Origin of the sequence: Herbidospora mongoliensis, from assembly GCF_001570545.1 — a bacterium.
In the GTDB taxonomy this organism is placed as follows: domain Bacteria; phylum Actinomycetota; class Actinomycetes; order Streptosporangiales; family Streptosporangiaceae; genus Herbidospora; species Herbidospora mongoliensis.
This window is the reverse complement of the sequence record NZ_BBXD01000019.1, coordinates 198,985-216,202: the sequence shown is the minus strand read 5'-3', so window position 1 is coordinate 216,202 and position 17,218 is coordinate 198,985. Positions and strand designations below refer to the sequence as shown.

Sequence of the window (17,218 nt, the reverse complement as noted above, 5' to 3'; positions counted from 1 at the left end):
CGACTTGTCCGTAAAAGAGGGGGCGAGACGATGGCGGTAATCACGAGCCGGTTCGCCGACGGTCTCGCCGTCGGCCCCAATCTCGTCGAGAGTGCGGAGTCGGCCGTCCGGCAGGCGGTCGAAGGCCTCTCCGGGCCCGCCGACCTGGTCTGTTTCTTCATCTGCGGGGAGGACCCCGACGACGTCGCCAGAGCCGGGCAGCGGGCCATGCAGCTCGTGCCCGACGCGGCCGTGATCGGCTGCAGCGCCACCGGCGTGATCGGCGACGCCCAGGGGGTCGAGCTGTCGCCTGCGGTGTCGGCGTGGGCGGCCAGCCTGGGCGAGGCGCGGGTGTCGACGTTCGCCCTGGAGTCGTTGCGGGCCGAAGACAAGTTCGTGGTGATAGGCCTGCCGGAGCGCGACCCGGACGACCGGGTGGCGATCATGCTGGCCGATCCGTACACCTTCCCGACCGACGCCTTCATCGAGCACTCGGGCGAGGTGCTGGGGGCGCTGCCGATCATCGGCGGCCTGGCCAACGGGCTGCGCGGGCGGGGCTCGGTCCGGCTGTTCGCCGACGGCGAGGTCTACAACGAGGGCGCGATCGGGGTGCTGCTGAGCGGCCCCATACAGGTCAGCACGGTGGTCAGCCAGGGTTGCCGGCCCATCGGCCCGACGATGATCGTGACCGCGGCCGAGGACAACCTGCTGCTGGAACTGGCCGGCCAGCCCGCGCTGGCGCGTCTGGAAGACATCGTGAGTTCGCTCGACGAGGACGACCGCGACCTGGTGGCCAGCGGCCTGCAGATCGGCGTGGCCATGGACGAGTACGCCGAACGGCACGAGCGGGGCGACTTCCTCATCAGGGGCGTGCTGGGCATCGACCCCGAACGGGAGGCGGTGGCCATCGGGGACGTCGTGGAGATCGGCCGTACGGTCCGGTTCCAGGTCCGCGACGCGGAGACGGCCGACGAAGACCTCTATGAGCTCCTGGACGCCCACGTCGAGGCCGGCCACCGGGTCGACGGCGCGCTGCTGTTCTCGTGCAACGGGCGGGGCTCGGCGATGTTCGGCACCCCCGACCACGACGCCCTCGCACTCCGCGACACGTTGGGGCCCATCGGGATCGCCGGCTTCTTCGCGGCCGGAGAGGTGGGGCCGGTGGGCGGAGTGAACCACGTACATGGATTCACGGCTTCTGTCCTGGTCTTCTCGTCTTCGTCGTGAGAAAGTCACGCCGTGGCGGTTCTGGCGATCGACATCGGCGGTACGAAGTGCGCGGTCGCCCTGACCGACGCGTCCGGAAAAATCGTGACCTCGGAAGTGGCGCCCACCCCACCTGACGACGACGCCGAGACGCAGTGGCGCGCCCTGCTCTCCTTGATCGACTCCACGGTCGGCGCCGAGCAGGTCGAAGGCGTCGGCGTGGGCTGCGGCGGCCCGATGACCTGGCCCGACGGGGTGGTCGCGCCCCTCAACATGCCGGGTTGGCGTGACGGCTTCCCGGTGGTGGCCAGGCTCCGGGAGAGGTTTCCCGGCGTTCCGGTACGCATCCACAACGACGCCATCGCCCTGGCGGTGGCCGAACACTGGAAGGGCGCCGGCCAGGGCGTCTCGAACATGATCGGGATGGTCGTGTCGACGGGCGTCGGCGGCGGCCTGATCCTGGACGGCCGCCTGATCAACGGCGGAACCGGGAACGCCGGCCACATCGGCCACATCGTCGTCGACCCGAACGGCCCGCCCTGCGGCTGCGGCGGCCACGGCTGCCTGGAGGCCGTCGCCCGAGGTCCAGCGCTCGCGGCTTGGGCGGTCGACCAGGGCTGGGTGCCCGGCACACCCGCCGCCGGCCCCATTGACCCCGAACTCACCGAACGGGAATCGGCTGCCCTCTACCGCGAGAACGCGACGGCGACCGGCCGTCAACTGGCCGTCGACGCGGCCGCGGGCGACCAGATCGCGGTCGCGGCCATGAACCGCGCGGGCTGGGCCCTCGGCCTGGCCATCGCCTCCGCGACCCACCTGTGCGACGTCGACCTGGTGACCATCGGCGGCGGCCTCTCGCAGGCGGGACCCCTGCTCTTCGAGCCCCTGGAAGAGACCTTGCGGGCCCATGCGCGGATGGGGTTCTCGTCGAGGGTGCGGGTCGTCCCGGCGGCGTTGGGACAGGAAGCGGGGTTGATCGGGGCGGCGGGACTGATCCTGGGTGGGGACCGCTACTGGTCACCGTGAGCTCGGCTGGTGTCCCCGGCGGCGATTGAGTATCTGCGGGAGTGGCCCCGCGCTGCGGGTGCCGCGTGTACTTTGGCCATCGCTTGTGCCGGGATTCACGCTGTTTGGGAGGAATATTCGCTCTTTGAGACAAGCTGCACTCGTTCATGGAGTTGGGTGCGCTGCTCGGGATCGCCGTCGTTTCGCTGGGGATGGTGTTGACCCCCGGTCCGAACATGATCTATCTCGCCTCGCGGGCGATCTCCCAGGGCCGTAGGGCCGGGCTGGTCTCCCTGATGGGCACGTTCGTCGGGTTCATCGTCTACCTGACCGCCACCTGCCTGGGCCTGACCGCCATCTTCGCGCTGGTCCCGGCCGCCTACACCGCGATCAAGCTCATCGGGGCCGCCTACCTGCTCTGGCTGGCCTGGAAGACGCTCAAGCCCGGTGGCCAGGCCGTCTTCTCGCCGAAGGAGCTCCCGCAGGACTCCAACGGACGTCTCTTCGTCATGGGCATGGTCACCAACCTGCTCAATCCGAAGGTCGCGATCCTCTACATGTCACTGCTGCCGCAGTTCATCGAGCCCGCCCACGGTCATGTGATCCTGCAGAGTTTCGTGCTGGGCAGCGTTCAGATCAGCATCAGCATCCTGGTCAACGGGATGATCATCATGGGCGCGGGCGCGTTGGCCGCCTATCTCTCGACCCGGCCCGCCGCCGTGCGGGTCCAGCGCTTTGTGACCGGGAGCGTTCTGGGGGCGTTCGCGGTGCATCTGGCCGCCGACCGGTCCAAAGCCGTGCTGGCGACGCCGTAGTGGCAGGATGGCGCGCATGGCTGTAGAGCAGGTGACCTACGACGACGTGCTCGCCGCCCGCGAACTCCTCAAAGGCGTGATCGCGCACACTCCGATGGTGCACTCCCGGGTGCTGTCAGAGACGATCGGCGGGCCCGTCTACCTGAAGGCCGAGAACCTCCAGCGGGCCGGGTCGTTCAAGGTGCGCGGCGCCTACGTGCGCATCGCCCGGCTGACCGAGGAGGAACGAGCCAGGGGCGTCGTCGCGGCCAGCGCGGGCAACCACGCCCAGGGGGTCGCCTTCGGCTCGGGCCTGCTGGGCGCCAAATCGACCGTCTACATGCCCGAGGGCGCGCCGCTGCCCAAGATCGAGGCGACCCGGGGCTACGGCGCCGAGGTCATCTTCGCCGGTCACACCGTCGACCACGCCCTCCACGCCGCCAAGCACCACGCCGACGAGACCGGTGCGATCTTCATCCACCCCTTCGACCACCCCGACGTCATCGCCGGTCAGGCCACGATCGGGCTGGAGATCATCGAACAGCTCCCCGAGACGGGGACCATCGTGGTCGCCATCGGCGGCGGGGGCCTCGCGGCCGGGGTGGCCCTGGCGGCCAAGCACCTCCGTCCGGGTGTACGGGTGGTCGGCGTCCAGGCCGAACGCGCCGCGGCCTATCCCGAGTCGCTCGCGGCGGGCCACCCGGTGATGGTCGAACCCCAGTTCACGATGGCCGACGGAATCGCCGTCGGGCGGCCAGGGGATCTCCCCTTCGAGATGATCCACTACCTGGTCGACCAGGTGGTGACCGTCTCGGAGGAGTCCCTCTCCCGCGCCCTGCTGCTCTGCCTCGAACGCGGCAAGATGGTCGTCGAACCGGCGGGCGTGGCGGGAGTGGCGGCGCTGCTCGACAAGCCGCACGCCTTCGAACCCCCGGTCGTCGCGGTGCTGTCGGGAGGCAACATCGACCCGCTGCTGCTGGCCCGCGTCCTGCGCCACGGCCTGGCCGCCGCCGGACGCTACCTCGCCTTCCGCATCCGCCTCCCCGACCGCCCGGGAGCGCTGGCGGCCCTGCTCAGACGGCTGGCGGAACTGAGGGCCAACATCCTCGACGTCGTCCACGAACGGGTCGGCGCCCGCCTCCACCTCGACGAGGCCGAAGTGCTGCTCCAACTGGAGACCCGAGGCCCCGACCACTGCGACGACCTGCTGGCGGCCCTCAGACGAGACGGCTACAAGCTGATCTTCTCCTGAGCTGTGACAGAGGGGCCGGTCCCAGCACCCTGCGTCGGCGGGTCCGCAGGTCAGGTTGCCGTCTGCGGGCGGCCCTTCTCGAAGAGCCAGGGGTTGAAGAGGTCGCCCAGTTTCTGGCCCGAGGTCTTCTCCGCCAGGGCGATGAACTGTTCGGTGGTGGCGTTGCCGTAGCGGTGATCGCTTGCCCACTGGCGGATCAGCTTGAAGAACGTGTCGTCGCCGACCCGCTTGCGCAGGGCGTGGAGGGCCATCGCGCCACGGGTGTAGACCGAGTTGTTGAACAGGTCGCCCTTCTGCGCCGCGCCCGGCGGGTAGTTCCACATCGGGTCGTTGGCGTTGAGGTAGTGGCGGTCGAAGATCTGCTGGGCGGTGCCCTGGCCCTGGTGCTCGCTCCACAGCCACTCCGCGTAGGTCGCGAAGCCCTCGTTGAGCCACAGGTCCTTCCAGCGGGAGATGCTCACGCTGTCGCCGAACCACTGGTGGGCCAGCTCGTGGGAGATGATGCCCTCGTCGGGCTCGAAGCCGCCGTAGATCGGCTTGGTCTGGTTCTCCAGGGCGTAGCCCGAGGGGAAGTCGTCGACGACCCCGCCGGTCGACTTGAAGGGGTAGGGCCCGAAGACCGACACCCAGTAGTCGGTGATCCGGCCGGACACCTCGTAGAGCCGGTTGAGCTGCGACTGGTAGCGGGGGTCGACGGCGGCGTAGATGGGGATGCCGCCCTCGGAGTCGCCGGTCTTCACGAGGAAGTTCCCGGTCGTCATCGTCGCCAGGTAGGTCGTCATCGGGTGGGTCTCGCGCCACACGAAGGTGGTCTTGCCGCCCGCCGAGGTCGGCTGACCGGCCAGTTCGCCGTTGGCGATGGCGGTCACGCCGTCGGGCACGGTCAGCCGGAAGTCGTAGGTCGCCTTGTCTGCCGGGTGGTCGTTGGCGGGGAACCAGGTCTTGGCCCCGTTGGGCTCCGCCGTCACGAACGAGCCGTCCTTGGTCGGGACGAAGCCGTAGGTGCCCAGGTTGGGTGAGTCGCGCACGGGCTTCGGCTCGCCCTGGTAGGTCACCACCGTCTGGAACGGGGTGCCGCCGGCGAGGCCTGCGGTGACGGTCATCTCGTCGCCCGAGCGGGTGAACGCCGCCGGATGGCCGCCCACGGTCACCGAGCTCACCGTGAAGGCGTGGAGGTCGAGGTTGAAGCTCGACAGGTTCTGGGTCGCGGTGGCGTCGATGGTCGCGGTCCCGGCCAGGTGCCGGGACTGCGGGTCGTAGCCGAGCGTCAGGGCGTAGTGGCTGACGTCGTAGCCGCCGTTGCCGTCGGCGGGGAAGTCGGGGTCGCCGATGCCGGCCGCCCCGGCCGTGCCTGAGCCGGCCGGATCGACCTGATCAGACGCTCCCGACGGTGAACAACCCGCGAGTGTGATGACGACGAGAACGCTGGAAAGCGCCTTGGTCAACATGGGTGCCCCTCCCCGAACCGACCCTGCCGGGACACCTTATGCGAGCCTGCGGACACGCTCAGGCATCAACAACGAGCGTTGATGCCGCTTTGTCGTGCAGTGCCTGCTTTCTTCGGTCGAACAAAATCCAGATCAGGTCGATGAAGCCGAGACAGCAGGTGGCGGTGAGGACGACGAACACGATGGCTCTGACCGCGGCCTGGCCGACACCGATGCGGGCGCCGTTCTCGCGGACCACGCGCATGTGGAAGATCTTCTTGCCGGGCGTCTGGCCGTTCCAGTAGGCGTGGAAGAGCCAGTAGTACAGGAACCCGATGAGGAAACCCCAGAACCAGTGGGTGACCTGCTCGGTGTGCCACACGCCGGTGCGCTCGTCGTACACATCCGTCCACGACGAGTAGGTGAACGGCGTGGACAGGATGCCGACGATGATCGCGTCCACGATGCCGGCGAGAAGTCGCCGCCACCGGCCGGCGAGGGGTTGGCCGGCCGGTGGCGGGGCGCCGTGACCGGGCGTCCCGTACGGGGGACGCCCGCCCGGCGCGGGCGGCGGTGTCCAGGGCTGGGACGGGTCCTGGCCCGGGAGATCACCCGGCGGCGGAGTCGGAGAAGCCATACCGGGAGTGATCACCCGCTGCGGACCAGGACAAATCCGCCGCGATGTAAAGAAAAGGATCTACAGATTGCCGCGCAGCTCCTGCTCGCGCTCGATCGCCTCGAACAGGGCCTTGAAGTTGCCCTTGCCGAAGCCGAGCGAGCCGTGCCGCTCGATGAACTCGAAGAACACCGTCGGGCGGTCCTGCACGGTCTTGGTGAAGATCTGCAGCAGGTAGCCGTCTTCGTCGCGGTCGACCAGGATGCGCCGCTTCTTCAGCTCCTCGACCGGCACCCGCACGTTGCCGATGCGCTCACGCAGGGCGGGGTCGTCGTAGTAGGAGTCGGGCGTGTCCAGGAACTCCACCCCGGCGGCCCGCATGCGGTCGACGGTGTCCAGGATGTCGCCCGTGGCCAGCGCGATGTGCTGCACGCCGGGGCCGCCGTAGAACTCCAGGTACTCGTCGATCTGCGACTTCTTCTTGCCGGCCGCGGGCTCGTTCAGCGGGAACTTGACCTTGCGGGTGCCGTCGGCGACGACCTTGGACATCAGCGCCGAATATTCGGTCGCGATGTCGTCGCCGATGAACTCGGCCATCCGGGTGAAGCCCATGACCCGCTCGTAGAACTCGACCCATTCCTCCATGCGCTCGACGTTGCCGACGCAGTGGTCGACCGCCTGGAACATCCGCTTGCCGGGTTCCACGATGGGCTTGGCCTCGACGTACCCGGGCAGGTAGGGGCCGCTGTAGTTCGACCGGTCGACCAGCGTGTGGCGGGTCTCGCCGTAGGTGGCGATGGCCGCGAGGGTCACCTTGCCGTGATCGTCCTCGATCACGTACGGCTCCTCGATGCCCGTCGCGCCCTGAGCCAGCGCGTGCCGGTAGGCCGCGTCGACGTTCGGCACCTCGATGGCCAGATCGATCACGCCGTCACTGTGCGCGGCCACATGGCGGGCAAGATCGGAGTCGGGCCGGATCGCCCCGCGCAACTCGAACCGGGCACCGCCCGACTTGAGCACATAGGCGACCTCGTCGCGACTGCCGGTTTCAGGACCCTTGTACGCGATCAGGGTCATCCCGTAAGCCGTCGAGTAATAGTGGGCGGCCTGCTTCGCGTTGCCTACCGCGAACACGACCGCGTCCATGCCGTGGACAGGGAACACGTCATCGCTCATGGGGCCACTCTGTGGTGAAGTGTCCAACCTGTGCAACTGTGTCCGAAAACAGTGGACAATGTGTCTAGCCGTGGACGGACCGGGAAGTGAAAAGTTGTGAGCGTTGACCAGCTTGATATCCGACTTGTGGCATTGCTGAATGAGGAGCCCAGAATCGGGGTACTCGAGTGCAGCCGCCGCCTCAACGTCGCCCGGGGCACCGTCCAGGCCCGGCTCGACCGGCTGGTCGCGCGGGGTGTGATCATCGGCTTCGGCCCCGAGATCGACCCGGCCGCCCTCGGCTACGACGTGACGGCCTTCGTGACCCTCCAGATCCGCCAGATCTCCGGCCACGAGCCACTGGCCGACCGGCTCGGCCGCATCCCCGAGGTGCTGGAAGTCCACACGATCACCGGCAGCGGCGACATGCTGTGCCGTATCGTCGCCCGGAGCAACGCCGACCTGCAGCGGGTCATCGACCTGATCGTCGAGCTCCATGGGGTCATGCGCACCGAATCAGTGATCGCTCTGGACACACCCGTCCCTTACCGCACACTTCCGCTGGTCAGGGCGGCACAGCGCTAAGTGCACGGAGCAACGCGACGTATCGTTTACGGTGATGGTTCATCGTCGGCCGGGGGGTACGCGTGGGGATCGGCAGGAAGATCGCGGGGTTGTGGCCGCGTCGGAGGTTCCTGCGCATCGCCCTCATCGGGTTCGGCGTGGTCGCCGTGGCCATGATCGGTGGATTCGCGGTGGTCTGGATACTCACCCCCATCCCCGACACGACCCAGGAGGGGGCCACCGCCCAGGGGTCGGTGATCTACTACCGCGACGGTAAGACCGTCCTGGCCAACCGTGGTGTCGACCGCAAGGCCGTGCCTCTTTCCGCGGTGCCGAAAGAGGTCAGGGAAGCCGTCATCGCCGCCGAGAACCGCACGTTCTACCAGGATCAGGGAGTTTCTCTCTCCGGTACGGCCAGAGCCATGTGGTCGACCCTCACCGGCAGCCAGATCCAGGGCGGCTCGACGATCACCCAGCAGTTGGTGCGCAACTATTACAGCGGCCTCAGCCAGGAACGGTCCATCGGCCGCAAGCTCAAAGAGATCATGATCTCCCTGAAGGTGGATCGCTCCAAGTCGAAAGACTGGGTCCTGGAGCAGTATCTGAACACGATCTACTTCGGCCGGGGCGCCCACGGCATCCAGGCCGCCGCCCAGGCCTACTTCCGGGTGGACGTCGGCAAGCTCACCCCCGCACAGGGCGCCTACCTGGCCGCGGTGATCCAGCAGCCGTCCAACTTCGCCACCCCGACCGGCCCCATGCTCACCGCCGCCCAGGCCCGCTGGAAGTCGGTCGTCGACGGCATGGTCAAGATCAACGCCGTCACCGCCGGGCAGGCCGCCCAGATGACCTTCCCCGAGCTGAAGAAGCAGAAGAAGGCGCTGTCGCTGTCCGGCCAGAACGGTTACATGCTGGCCCAGGTGTCCAACGAGCTGAACCGCATGGGCTACAGCGACGAGGACATCTTCCAAGACGGCCTCAAGGTCACCACGACCTTCGACAAGAAGCTGATGGCCGCCGCCTCCGACGCGGTCACCGACGTGCTGCCCGAGGGCACCCCGAAGAAGGTCCGCGCCGGCCTGGCCGCCGTCGACCCCGCCAACGGCGAGGTGGTCGCCTTCTACGGCGGCCGCAACTGGTCGGAGAGCGAGTGGAACAGCGCCTTCGACGCGAAGGTCCAGGCGGGTTCGACGTTCAAGGCCTACGCTTTGGCCGCCGCCCTGCAAGACGGGCTGCCGCTGACCGACCGCTTCTACGGCAACTCGCCTCTGTACGTGAACGGGGCCGCGATCCCCAACTCGTCCGGCTCGTCCTACGGGTCGGTCAACCTGGTGCAGGCCACCCAGTATTCGGTGAACACCGCCTTCGTCGACCTCGGCCAGAAGATCGGCCTCGACAAGATCGCCGCCGCCGCCGAGGCGGCCGGGATCCCCGCCGCCCAGCTCGCGCAGCACAAGAAGGCGGCCACCTTCCCGCTGGGGGTGGCGTCGGTGAGCGCCGTACAGCAGGCCGGGGCCTACGCGACCTTCGCGTCCGGTGGCGTACACCAAGACCCCCACGTGATCAGGTCGGTGACCGACGCGACCGGCAAGACCCGCAAGACCGACACCACCGGCCGCCGCGTCTTCACCGAAGACACCGCGGCCGACGCCACCTACGCCATGGAACAGGTCGTCACCGCCGGCACCGGCACGGGAGCCCGCCTCTACGACCGCCCGGTGGCCGGCAAGACCGGCACCACCGACGCCTCGGCCGCGGTGTGGTTCAACGGCTACACCCCGCAACTGTCGGTGGCGGTCGACATGTTCCGCGACGACAACCTGCCGGTGACCATCCCCGGCTACGGCGAGCTCTACGGCGGGGCGCTGCCGGCGCAGATCTGGAAGGCGTTCATGACGACCGCCATGGAGGGGAAACCGGTCAAGGAGTTCCCCGACCCGGTGACGTACTACCGCTGGGACAACGACTACTACCGCCCGACCGACGACGAAGAGCGGACGTACGAACCCGACAGGCCGAGCCCCGGCCCGACCCCGACGGGGCCCGGCGACGAGTGGAACTCACCCCCGCCCAGCGACGACGACGGAGGCCCGTCCGACCCGACCCCGCCCCCGTCAGACGGCGGCGGCCCGAACGACGAGCCGCCGGTGACCGAACAACCAGATCAGCAGCCTCCGGACGAACCGGCTGACAACGGCGGCCCACCCGACATCCCGGTGGGCACGCGCTAGACGGAGAGGCCGGCGCTCAGGGCGTTCGGGCTGCTGCAAGTACCTGTTCGCCGGCCGGGTTGGTGCGGGTGACGGCGCCTGATTCGGCGGCGTCGAGGCAGTCGCCCGTCAGGTCGGCGCGGGTGATGGCGCCTGATTCGGCGGTGTCGGGGCGGTCGCCGGTCAGGTCGGTGCGGGTGATGGTGCCCAATTCGGCCGGGCAGTCGGGTGGCCTGGGTTGGCACATAGTGTCCGGGCCGTTAATCGGCCAGGTGGGCGTGTATCGGCGGGATTTGGCATCCGAGTTGGCCGGTGCTGTCTCTATCGGCCAACTCGGTGTGCGGGGCGTTCGGGTTGTTGTCGGCATCGTTTGCTGATCAGGGCAGCCGAAACGACCGGTGTCGCTAACCGGCCAGTTCGGCTCGCAGGTCGGCGGGCGTGGTCACCGGCAGGCGGCAGGTGAAGTTGCGGCATACGTACGCGGCCGGTTCGCCATTCACCAGGCCGCGTTCCGCCATGAGCGGGACGTCGCCTGCGCCCAGGGCGATGACCATGCCGGGGGCGCCGGACATGAGGGCGGCGCGGTGGAGTGCCCTGGTCCGGTCGTCGGAGGGGGAGCCGGTGATGGCCACCTCGATCGGCCCCGCCAGGGCGGCGGTCGCCACGGCCAGGCCCCAGCCGGCGAAGCGGGCGTAGCGGTCGGCCAGGGTGGAGACCGGGCCCAGCGCTCCTTCGGCCGCCTCGCGGTGCCTCGCCGAACCGGAGAGGGCCGCGTAGGACAGCAGCGCTCCGGCGGCCGCGAACTGGCCCGACGGGGTGGCGTTGTCGGTGGGGTCCTGCGGGCGCTGGAAGAGGCGTTCGCCGTCGTCGGCGGTGTCGTAGAAGCCGCCCTCGCCGTCGGGGAAGCGGTCGAGGAGGGTGTCGAGCAGGGCTTCGGCCTGGGTGTACCAGTGCTGGTCGCCGGTGATGCCGTAGAGCGTGAGGAGCCCCTCGGCGACGTCGGCGTAGTCTTCGAGCACGCCGGCGTTGGCCCCCGCGTGGCCGTCGCGGGAGGTCCGCAGCAGGCGTCCGCCGTCGATGTGGACGGAATCGAGGAGCTCCGCGGCCTTCGTCGCCGCCTCGACCAGCGCCGGGCGGTCGAAGAGAGCGCCTGTTTCGGCCAGGGCGGCGATGGCCAGGCCGTTCCAGGCGGCGACCACCTTGTCGTCGCGGCCGGGGCGGACCCGGAGTTCCCGTGCCGTCCGCAACCGGGCGCGGACCGATTCGTAGCGGTCGTGGTCGTCGGGGTCGTCGAGGAGCTGCAGGACCGAGGTGCCGTGCTCGAACGTGCCGGTGACCTCGAAGAGCTCGGCCGCCCAGGCGGCGTCGGCCTGGCCGAGGACCTCCTGGAGCTGGTCGGGCGTCCAGACGTAGAAGCGGCCCTCCTCGCCCTCGCTGTCGGCGTCGAGCGCCGAGGCGAAGCCACCTTCCGGGGTGCGGAGTTCGGCGATCATCCACGCGGCGGTTTCGAGGGCGACGCGCTTGGCCAGCGGGGAGCCCGTGTCGCGCCACCAGTGGGCGTAGACGCGCAGCAGCAGGGCGTTGTCGTAGAGCATCTTCTCGAAGTGGGGGACGATCCAGGAGTCGTCGACGCTGTAGCGGGCGAAACCGCCTGCGAGCTGGTCGTAGAGGCCGCCTCTGGCCATCGACTCCAGGGTCTTGTCGGCCATGGTGCGGGCTTGCTGAGTTCGTACACGCAGCAGGAATTCCAGCACCATCGACGGCGGGAACTTCGGCGCGGTGCCGAACCCGCCGCGCTCCTCGTCGAAGGTGTCCTGGAGGCTGCCGACCGCCGCTTCGACGGTCTCCCTGGTCGGGAGGGGGCCCGACGGAAGGGCGGCCCGCTCGTTGAGGGCCTCGACGACCTTGCTTCCCTGGTCGAGCACGGCATCACGGTCGGTGGTCCAGGCGTCGTGGATGCCCATCAGGAGCCGCTGGAAGTTCTGGCGGGGGAAGTAGGTGCCGGCGTAGAAGGGGTGGCCGTCGGGGGTGGCGAAGACGGTCATCGGCCAGCCGCCCTGGCCGGTCATGGCCTGCGTGGCGGCCATGTAGACGGCGTCGACGTCGGGACGTTCCTCGCGGTCGACCTTGATGTTGACGAAACGGGCGTTCATGATCGCGGCGGTGCCCGTGTCCTCGAAGGACTCATGGGCCATGACGTGACACCAGTGGCAGGCGGAGTAGCCGACGGAGATCAGCAGGGGGACGTCACGCCGCCGGGCCTCGGCGAAGGCGTCGTCACCCCACTCGAACCAGTCGACGGGATTGTCGGCATGCTGCAACAGGTAGGGGCTCGTGGCCCCGGCCAGCCGGTTCATAAGGCCAAGCCTAGGTGAGCAACTCCGACAGCTCGGCCCGCCGCAGGCCGTTGAGGGGAGCCCGGGTCAGGCTGGCCCGTTCTGCCCGGTCGAGCGTCGACTTCGGCCGCCGCCAGCTCACCGGCGCGATGTGGGCGATCTCGTCGGGCTGGGCGGCCTGGGTGAGGTTGCCGTCTTTGAAGAACCGGGCCCGGGCCCGGGGGACGAACGTGCAGATCAGCCCCATGGTGATCAGGACGGCCAGCATGACGTGGATCGAGGTGCGCTGGCCGGCCGACTCGGCCAGGACGCCGCCGACGAGAGGGCCGACGGCGACGGCCCCGAAGCCGAACAGGCGGGTGACGCCGACGACCCGGCCCAGCTTCTCGGGCGCGACGTAGAGGCCGCTGAACTCGCGGATGGTGACGTTGCTGCGGCCTCCCGCCAGGCCCATGATCAGCAGCGCGACCAGGAACGCCCACGACTCCTGGTTGAGCGCCAGGACGACCGTCGCCGCGACCCACATCCACAGGTGCACCAGCAGCATCGAGATCGGCCGGGGGTGCTCACGGCCCGCGTCGAGACGGCGGGCGAGCCGCCGGGAGGGCTCGGTGGCGGCGGAGCCGATCAGACCGCCCACTCCGGTGGCCGCCATGATCACGCCGACGAGGAAGGCGGAGTCGTTCCTGTCGGAGTTGGCCAGAAAGATGATCAGGACCGCGCTGCAGACGATGTTGGTCACCGTGGTCAGCAGCGTCGCGGTGACCAGGTAGCGCAGCCGGCGCAGCTCCCTGACGCCCTCCCGCGTCTCGGCGAAGATGCTCCGGCGGGGTGGTCTCGGGTAGCGCGCCGGCAGTCGTTTCCTGGCCAGGCCGACCGCGACGAGTGAGACGAAGCAGAGCAGGAAGTTGACGATGAACGGGCCGATGATGGTGGCGCCGAAGAGTGCTCCGGCCATCGGCCGGCCGACCATCACGGCGAGGTGCGCGGCGCCTTCGCTGCGGGCCACGGCTTTGGTGAGTGCGGCTTCGCCATGCACCAGTTGTGGTATTCGGGTGGTTTCTGATACGGCATAAAAAACGGACAGACTGCCTTCGATTGCCGCAACCAGCACTAGATGGTGAAATTCAAGGGCATCGAGGCCGAGGGCGATGAATGTCACGGTGATGAGGGCAAATCTCAGTGCCTCGCTTATCACCATGATGCGGCGGTGGTCCCACCGGTCGACAATCGCGCCTGCGGGCAAATGGAACAGAAGATTGGGTAGCAACCACGCGAAGCTCACCCAAGCCACCGAAACCGGCGAATGTCCCATTTGGAGTGCCAGAAGGGGATACGCCACGCCGACCATCTGGATGCCGAACGTCGCGGAGGCCGAGCCGAGCCACGTGTAGGTGAAGACCTGGGGAAGGGCTCGCGGCTTCTCACCCGTCACCGGGCTCGTCGGAGGTTTCGGCTGCTCAAGAGGGGGGTGTACGGGCTCGGGAGCCGTGGGCGCCGGGCTCGGCGAAGGACTCCCATGTACCAGGCGGCGCGCACCGTCTTCCTCCGTTTTTCGATCTCCGGAGTCAGATGCCCGAGGCTCTCGTAGGGAAGACGTCCCTTGCCCAATCGTGTCCAACACTTGAGGAAGCGAACCCTTGCCCGTTTTGCCCTACCGCTAGGCGGGAGTTGATCAGAGGCTGTAGAGCATATCCCGGGCTCGCATAAAGGCGTGTGGGAACAACTGCGGATCGGTGGCGTCTATGGCTTGCCGGGCGAGTTCGGCCATTTGTACCTGATCGCCCATCCGCTTCGCGACTTCGGCCGCGGCAAGGAGGGCGGGGCCATTGTTCGGGCCGGTCGCGACCGCGATCTCCGCCTCTTTCCCGGCGTCTTCGAACCGCCCGAGACCGGCGAGAGCCACCGCTTTCGCCGCTCGTATGTTCGGATTCTCGAGAAGGGAGGGTCTGATTTCGGTTGCGCGCTTCAAGTCATCGAGTGCTGACCGAAAATCCCTTTTCTCGGCGCTGAGCTGACCCCGTCCGGCCAGCGCGGCGGCGTCTCCGGGGCTGACCGCGATCACCGACGTGTAGAGGGCGATGGCCGAGTTGAGCTGACCGTCGGCCCAGAACGCCTCGGCGAGATCCCGCTTCAGGGAGGGCTGGCTGGGATGGCGGGTGATGGCCGACTGCAACTCGGTGATCGCGGACCCGAAGTCGCGCGCCTTGATGAGGAGACGGGCCACCGCCGACAGCAGCCGGGCCACCGCCGTGGGCACCTGGAGCCGTTCGAAGACCATGGCCGCCTGGCGGAACCGGGACAGCGCGGTGTCGCCGTCGTCCTGGTAGAGCGCCAGGTTGCCGAGCAGCGACAGGGCCTCGGCGCGGACCCGCAGGGCGTTGTCACCGGGGTTCTCGCCGGTGGCCCTGAGCGCGTCGTTGGCGTGCCGCTCGGCGGGCACGAACTCGCCGGTGGCCAGGGCGGTCTCGGCGGCGGCCAGATAGTCGGCCGCCGTGGGGGTCGACGGCCGGATTGTCTCCTCGGCCTCCTCGACGTCCAGTTGCGGGGACGACTCGAAGAGGCGGCGGATGGGGTCGATCAGGCGGTCGTGCTGGAGTTCGTACCAGCGGGAGCCGTGGCGGTCTTCGCCGCGCAGGATCCGGCGGTGTTCCAGGGCGCGGGGGATGTCGTTGGGCATGCCCGCGGTCTCGTTGGTGCCCTCATAGGCCATGCCGCGGGTGCCGTGTTCGGTGACGAACTTCTCGTAGATCCACTTGCGCAGGACGTCTTCGGGAACCCCGAAGTCGTCGGCGACGGAGGTGATCATCCGCAGGCAGAACGCGGTGAGGGCCTCCTGCACGTCGCCGAAGTCGCGGAGATGATCGAAGGTGATCTCATCGGTGTCCGGCGGCAGCCGGTCCCAGAGCTGGGTGCAGACCACCTGGATCTGCCACGGTTCGACGTCGTCGAGTTCGATCTTCCGGCGTTCGTGCAGCTTGTCGGTCACCTCGACGGTGCACAGCTCACGGACCAGGGTCTCGGCGACGTCGGGGGCGAAGTGACGCTCGGTCGCGTCGACCGGATCTCGCACCGCGTGCAACGCGTCGGGGGCGCTGAGCGGGGAGAGCCGCACCCGGGCCCGGGAGTGACCGGCGATGTCGGACTCCCTCGGCAGCAGTTCGGCGATGGCGTCTTCGCGGATCGAGACCAGGAGGCGCAGATGCGGGATCTCCTTGGTCGCGTCGCCGAGCTGCCGCAGAAACGCCTCGCGATGAATGCGCCATGGGGGCGGTGAGTTGAGCACCTCTTCAAACTGATCGATCGCCGCGAAAATGGGGACGTCGTCTCCGAAGCGGTCGGTCCGTTTCGGCCTATTGTGCAGGAACTGGGCGACCGTCAGATCGGCGAGCCGGGCCGGCGAATCGGCCGGCGACCACGACGACAGCAGGCAGAAAGTGTAGGGATTGTGGTCGGACGGGGTGGGAAACGGCCCGCCCGCCGAGGCCCGGCCCACCGGCAGCACGTCGAGTTTCTCGTCGTAGAGCAGCGGCACCGCGCCGGCGTGGAGCAGCGACGATTTCCCGATGCCGGACGGCCCGTAAAGCACCACCAGCCGATTGCTCCGCCACAGGTCGGTGACGTTGCGAGACTCCCGGAAGCGACCGAAGAAAAGATCACGGTCGCGGTTCTCGAATGCGCGCAGACCGACGTATGGGTTGTCCCTGACCGGTGTCATGCGCTCCACCCCATACGGGCGCCCAACTCTTGGCAGAAGTCTTCGACTTTACCCCAGTATACGGTTATGTTCCATCGATCAAAGGTTCTGGTCAGGTACTCCTCGGCGATTCTTTCCGATCCTCGCCGGGCGCTGGGCGGTGTCAGTTGAATGCTTATGTGCCGCCGCTGCTGCAACGAGGAGATGGTCTGGAGCAACCCCTGGAACAGGACGGCGAACGACCAGTCCTGGAGGCTGTATCCGATGAACAGCAAAGGCCGTTCCGTGAGCGACGTGAGCAGCGGGCCGGGGATGAAGGAATGGTCGGGGCTCGCGGTGTTCATCGAAAGGTTGATCAGGAACCGGATGTAGTCGCTGCGGCTGAGCACGAGCGAGGCCGGATCGGCGGCCGAACCGTGCAGGTGGAAGACCGCCGGCTGCTCGGGGGTCGGCCGGTTCGGCAGGTCAGGGGCGGTGCCGCCGCCGTCCTCGTACCAGGGGCAGGTGAGCGCGAACGGCTCCTTGCCCGCCTCGGTGAGGGCGCGCACCATGAAGTCGTCGTAGTTGGTGGTGAAGAAGACCGGTAACGGGAACCTGGCCAGCACGTTGTGGGGCTCGTGCACGGAGGAGAAGTCGGGCAGTTTGGGCCTGCCCCTCTTCTTGCCGTTCTTCTTGTAGAGCAGATCTTCGACGACCCGTTCTTTGACGTAGACCGCGTCGTTGCCGTGCATGGTCACCACGAAGTCCATGACGTCGGGCAACGATCGCCCGTTCGTGAACGGATAACCTTCTTTTTGGGCCCAGCGCGAACTCAGCTGTCCGCCGGTCGGGAGCGTGCCTGAACACACCCCCGCGCCGAGAAACGGTGTGCAGTAGCCTGACTCGAGCCCGTAGATGAGACGGTCCCAGTCCTTTTTCTCCATTGTTTCCCCACCGTTCCGGATCACCGGTCCCCGGTGGAGAAATCTAACCCCACG

At 68.3% G+C, this 17,218-nt stretch carries 14 protein-coding genes; 6 read left to right on the top strand and 8 right to left on the bottom strand.

Features of this window, described 5'->3' with window-relative positions:
* The first annotated feature begins 30 nt into the window (after nucleotides 1–30).
* From AW272_RS28780 to ilvA, 4 genes are all read left to right on the top strand, one after another.
* Nucleotides 31–1,206 carry an FIST signal transduction protein gene (locus AW272_RS28780; protein WP_066371653.1) on the top strand — a complete coding sequence of 392 codons (1,176 nt, stop codon included), beginning with the start codon at nucleotides 31–33 and terminating at the stop codon, nucleotides 1,204–1,206.
* Between the two features lie 12 nt (nucleotides 1,207–1,218).
* Complete coding sequence (locus tag AW272_RS28775) at nucleotides 1,219–2,211, top strand: ROK family protein (RefSeq protein WP_066371652.1); 993 nt, start codon at nucleotides 1,219–1,221, stop codon at nucleotides 2,209–2,211.
* Nucleotides 2,212–2,357: 146 nt separating this feature from the next.
* On the top strand, nucleotides 2,358–3,005 hold the full coding sequence (locus AW272_RS28770) for a LysE family translocator (protein WP_066371650.1): 648 nt from the start codon (nucleotides 2,358–2,360) through the stop codon (nucleotides 3,003–3,005).
* Between the two features lie 16 nt (nucleotides 3,006–3,021).
* Complete coding sequence (gene ilvA / locus AW272_RS28765) at nucleotides 3,022–4,236, top strand: threonine ammonia-lyase (protein WP_083958769.1); 1,215 nt, start codon at nucleotides 3,022–3,024, stop codon at nucleotides 4,234–4,236.
* 50 nt (nucleotides 4,237–4,286) lie between these two features.
* On the opposite strand, the gene AW272_RS28760 is transcribed toward ilvA, so the two are convergent.
* Genes AW272_RS28760 through hppD form a run of 3 tightly spaced genes read right to left on the bottom strand, consistent with a single transcriptional unit; the run spans nucleotide 4,287 to nucleotide 7,455 of the window.
* Complete coding sequence (locus AW272_RS28760; RefSeq protein WP_066371642.1) at nucleotides 4,287–5,684, bottom strand: M1 family metallopeptidase; 1,398 nt, start codon at nucleotides 5,682–5,684, stop codon at nucleotides 4,287–4,289.
* A gap of 58 nt (nucleotides 5,685–5,742) precedes the next feature.
* Entirely contained in the window at nucleotides 5,743–6,300 is a 558-nt protein-coding gene (locus tag AW272_RS28755) for an RDD family protein (protein WP_083958768.1), read from the bottom strand.
* Between the two features lie 60 nt (nucleotides 6,301–6,360).
* Entirely contained in the window at nucleotides 6,361–7,455 is a 1,095-nt protein-coding gene (hppD, locus tag AW272_RS28750) for a 4-hydroxyphenylpyruvate dioxygenase (protein ID WP_066371637.1), read from the bottom strand.
* A 96-nt stretch (nucleotides 7,456–7,551) separates the two neighbouring features.
* Between hppD and AW272_RS28745 the strand changes: the two genes are divergently transcribed.
* Together AW272_RS28745 and AW272_RS28740 are read left to right on the top strand one after the other, a co-directional pair.
* Nucleotides 7,552–8,019, top strand: coding sequence for an Lrp/AsnC family transcriptional regulator (locus AW272_RS28745; protein ID WP_066371633.1), 468 nt, complete (start codon nucleotides 7,552–7,554; stop codon nucleotides 8,017–8,019).
* A gap of 62 nt (nucleotides 8,020–8,081) precedes the next feature.
* A complete protein-coding gene (locus AW272_RS28740) occupies nucleotides 8,082–10,229 on the top strand; it encodes a transglycosylase domain-containing protein (protein ID WP_245657768.1) in 2,148 nt (715 codons plus the stop codon).
* Nucleotides 10,230–10,245: 16 nt separating this feature from the next.
* On the opposite strand, the gene AW272_RS42610 is transcribed toward AW272_RS28740, so the two are convergent.
* From AW272_RS42610 to AW272_RS28720, 5 genes are all read right to left on the bottom strand, one after another.
* Nucleotides 10,246–10,419 (bottom strand): hypothetical protein, encoded by a 174-nt coding sequence (locus AW272_RS42610; protein ID WP_218011109.1) that lies wholly within the window; start codon nucleotides 10,417–10,419, stop codon nucleotides 10,246–10,248.
* 193 nt (nucleotides 10,420–10,612) lie between these two features.
* Nucleotides 10,613–12,565, bottom strand: coding sequence for a thioredoxin domain-containing protein (locus AW272_RS28735; protein WP_066371630.1), 1,953 nt, complete (start codon nucleotides 12,563–12,565; stop codon nucleotides 10,613–10,615).
* Nucleotides 12,566–12,575: 10 nt separating this feature from the next.
* Nucleotides 12,576–13,979, bottom strand: a complete 1,404-nt coding sequence (locus tag AW272_RS41190) for an MFS transporter (protein ID WP_169807650.1) — start codon at nucleotides 13,977–13,979, stop codon at nucleotides 12,576–12,578.
* A 240-nt stretch (nucleotides 13,980–14,219) separates the two neighbouring features.
* Nucleotides 14,220–16,262, bottom strand: a complete 2,043-nt coding sequence (locus tag AW272_RS28725; protein ID WP_157518852.1) for a tetratricopeptide repeat protein — start codon at nucleotides 16,260–16,262, stop codon at nucleotides 14,220–14,222.
* On the bottom strand, nucleotides 16,259–17,188 hold the full coding sequence (locus AW272_RS28720; protein WP_157518851.1) for an SIR2 family NAD-dependent protein deacylase: 930 nt from the start codon (nucleotides 17,186–17,188) through the stop codon (nucleotides 16,259–16,261). The genes AW272_RS28725 and AW272_RS28720 overlap by 4 nt, the downstream gene beginning before the upstream one ends.
* Nucleotides 17,189–17,218 lie beyond the last annotated feature (30 nt).

Bases quoted from the DNA above. Each gene is read 5' to 3' on its own strand.
- AW272_RS28780 (WP_066371653.1), top strand. From the start codon at position 31: ATGGCGGTAATCACGAGCCGGTTCGCCGACGGTCTCGCCGTCGGCCCC.
- AW272_RS28770 (WP_066371650.1), top strand. From the start codon at position 2,358: ATGGAGTTGGGTGCGCTGCTCGGGATCGCCGTCGTTTCGCTGGGGATG.
- ilvA (WP_083958769.1), top strand. From the start codon at position 3,022: ATGGCTGTAGAGCAGGTGACCTACGACGACGTGCTCGCCGCCCGCGAA.
- AW272_RS28760 (WP_066371642.1), bottom strand. From the start codon at position 5,684: ATGTTGACCAAGGCGCTTTCCAGCGTTCTCGTCGTCATCACACTCGCG.
- AW272_RS28755 (WP_083958768.1), bottom strand. From the start codon at position 6,300: ATGGCTTCTCCGACTCCGCCGCCGGGTGATCTCCCGGGCCAGGACCCG.
- hppD (WP_066371637.1), bottom strand. From the start codon at position 7,455: ATGAGCGATGACGTGTTCCCTGTCCACGGCATGGACGCGGTCGTGTTC.
- AW272_RS28735 (WP_066371630.1), bottom strand. From the start codon at position 12,565: ATGAACCGGCTGGCCGGGGCCACGAGCCCCTACCTGTTGCAGCATGCC.
- AW272_RS28725 (WP_157518852.1), bottom strand. From the start codon at position 16,262: ATGACACCGGTCAGGGACAACCCATACGTCGGTCTGCGCGCATTCGAG.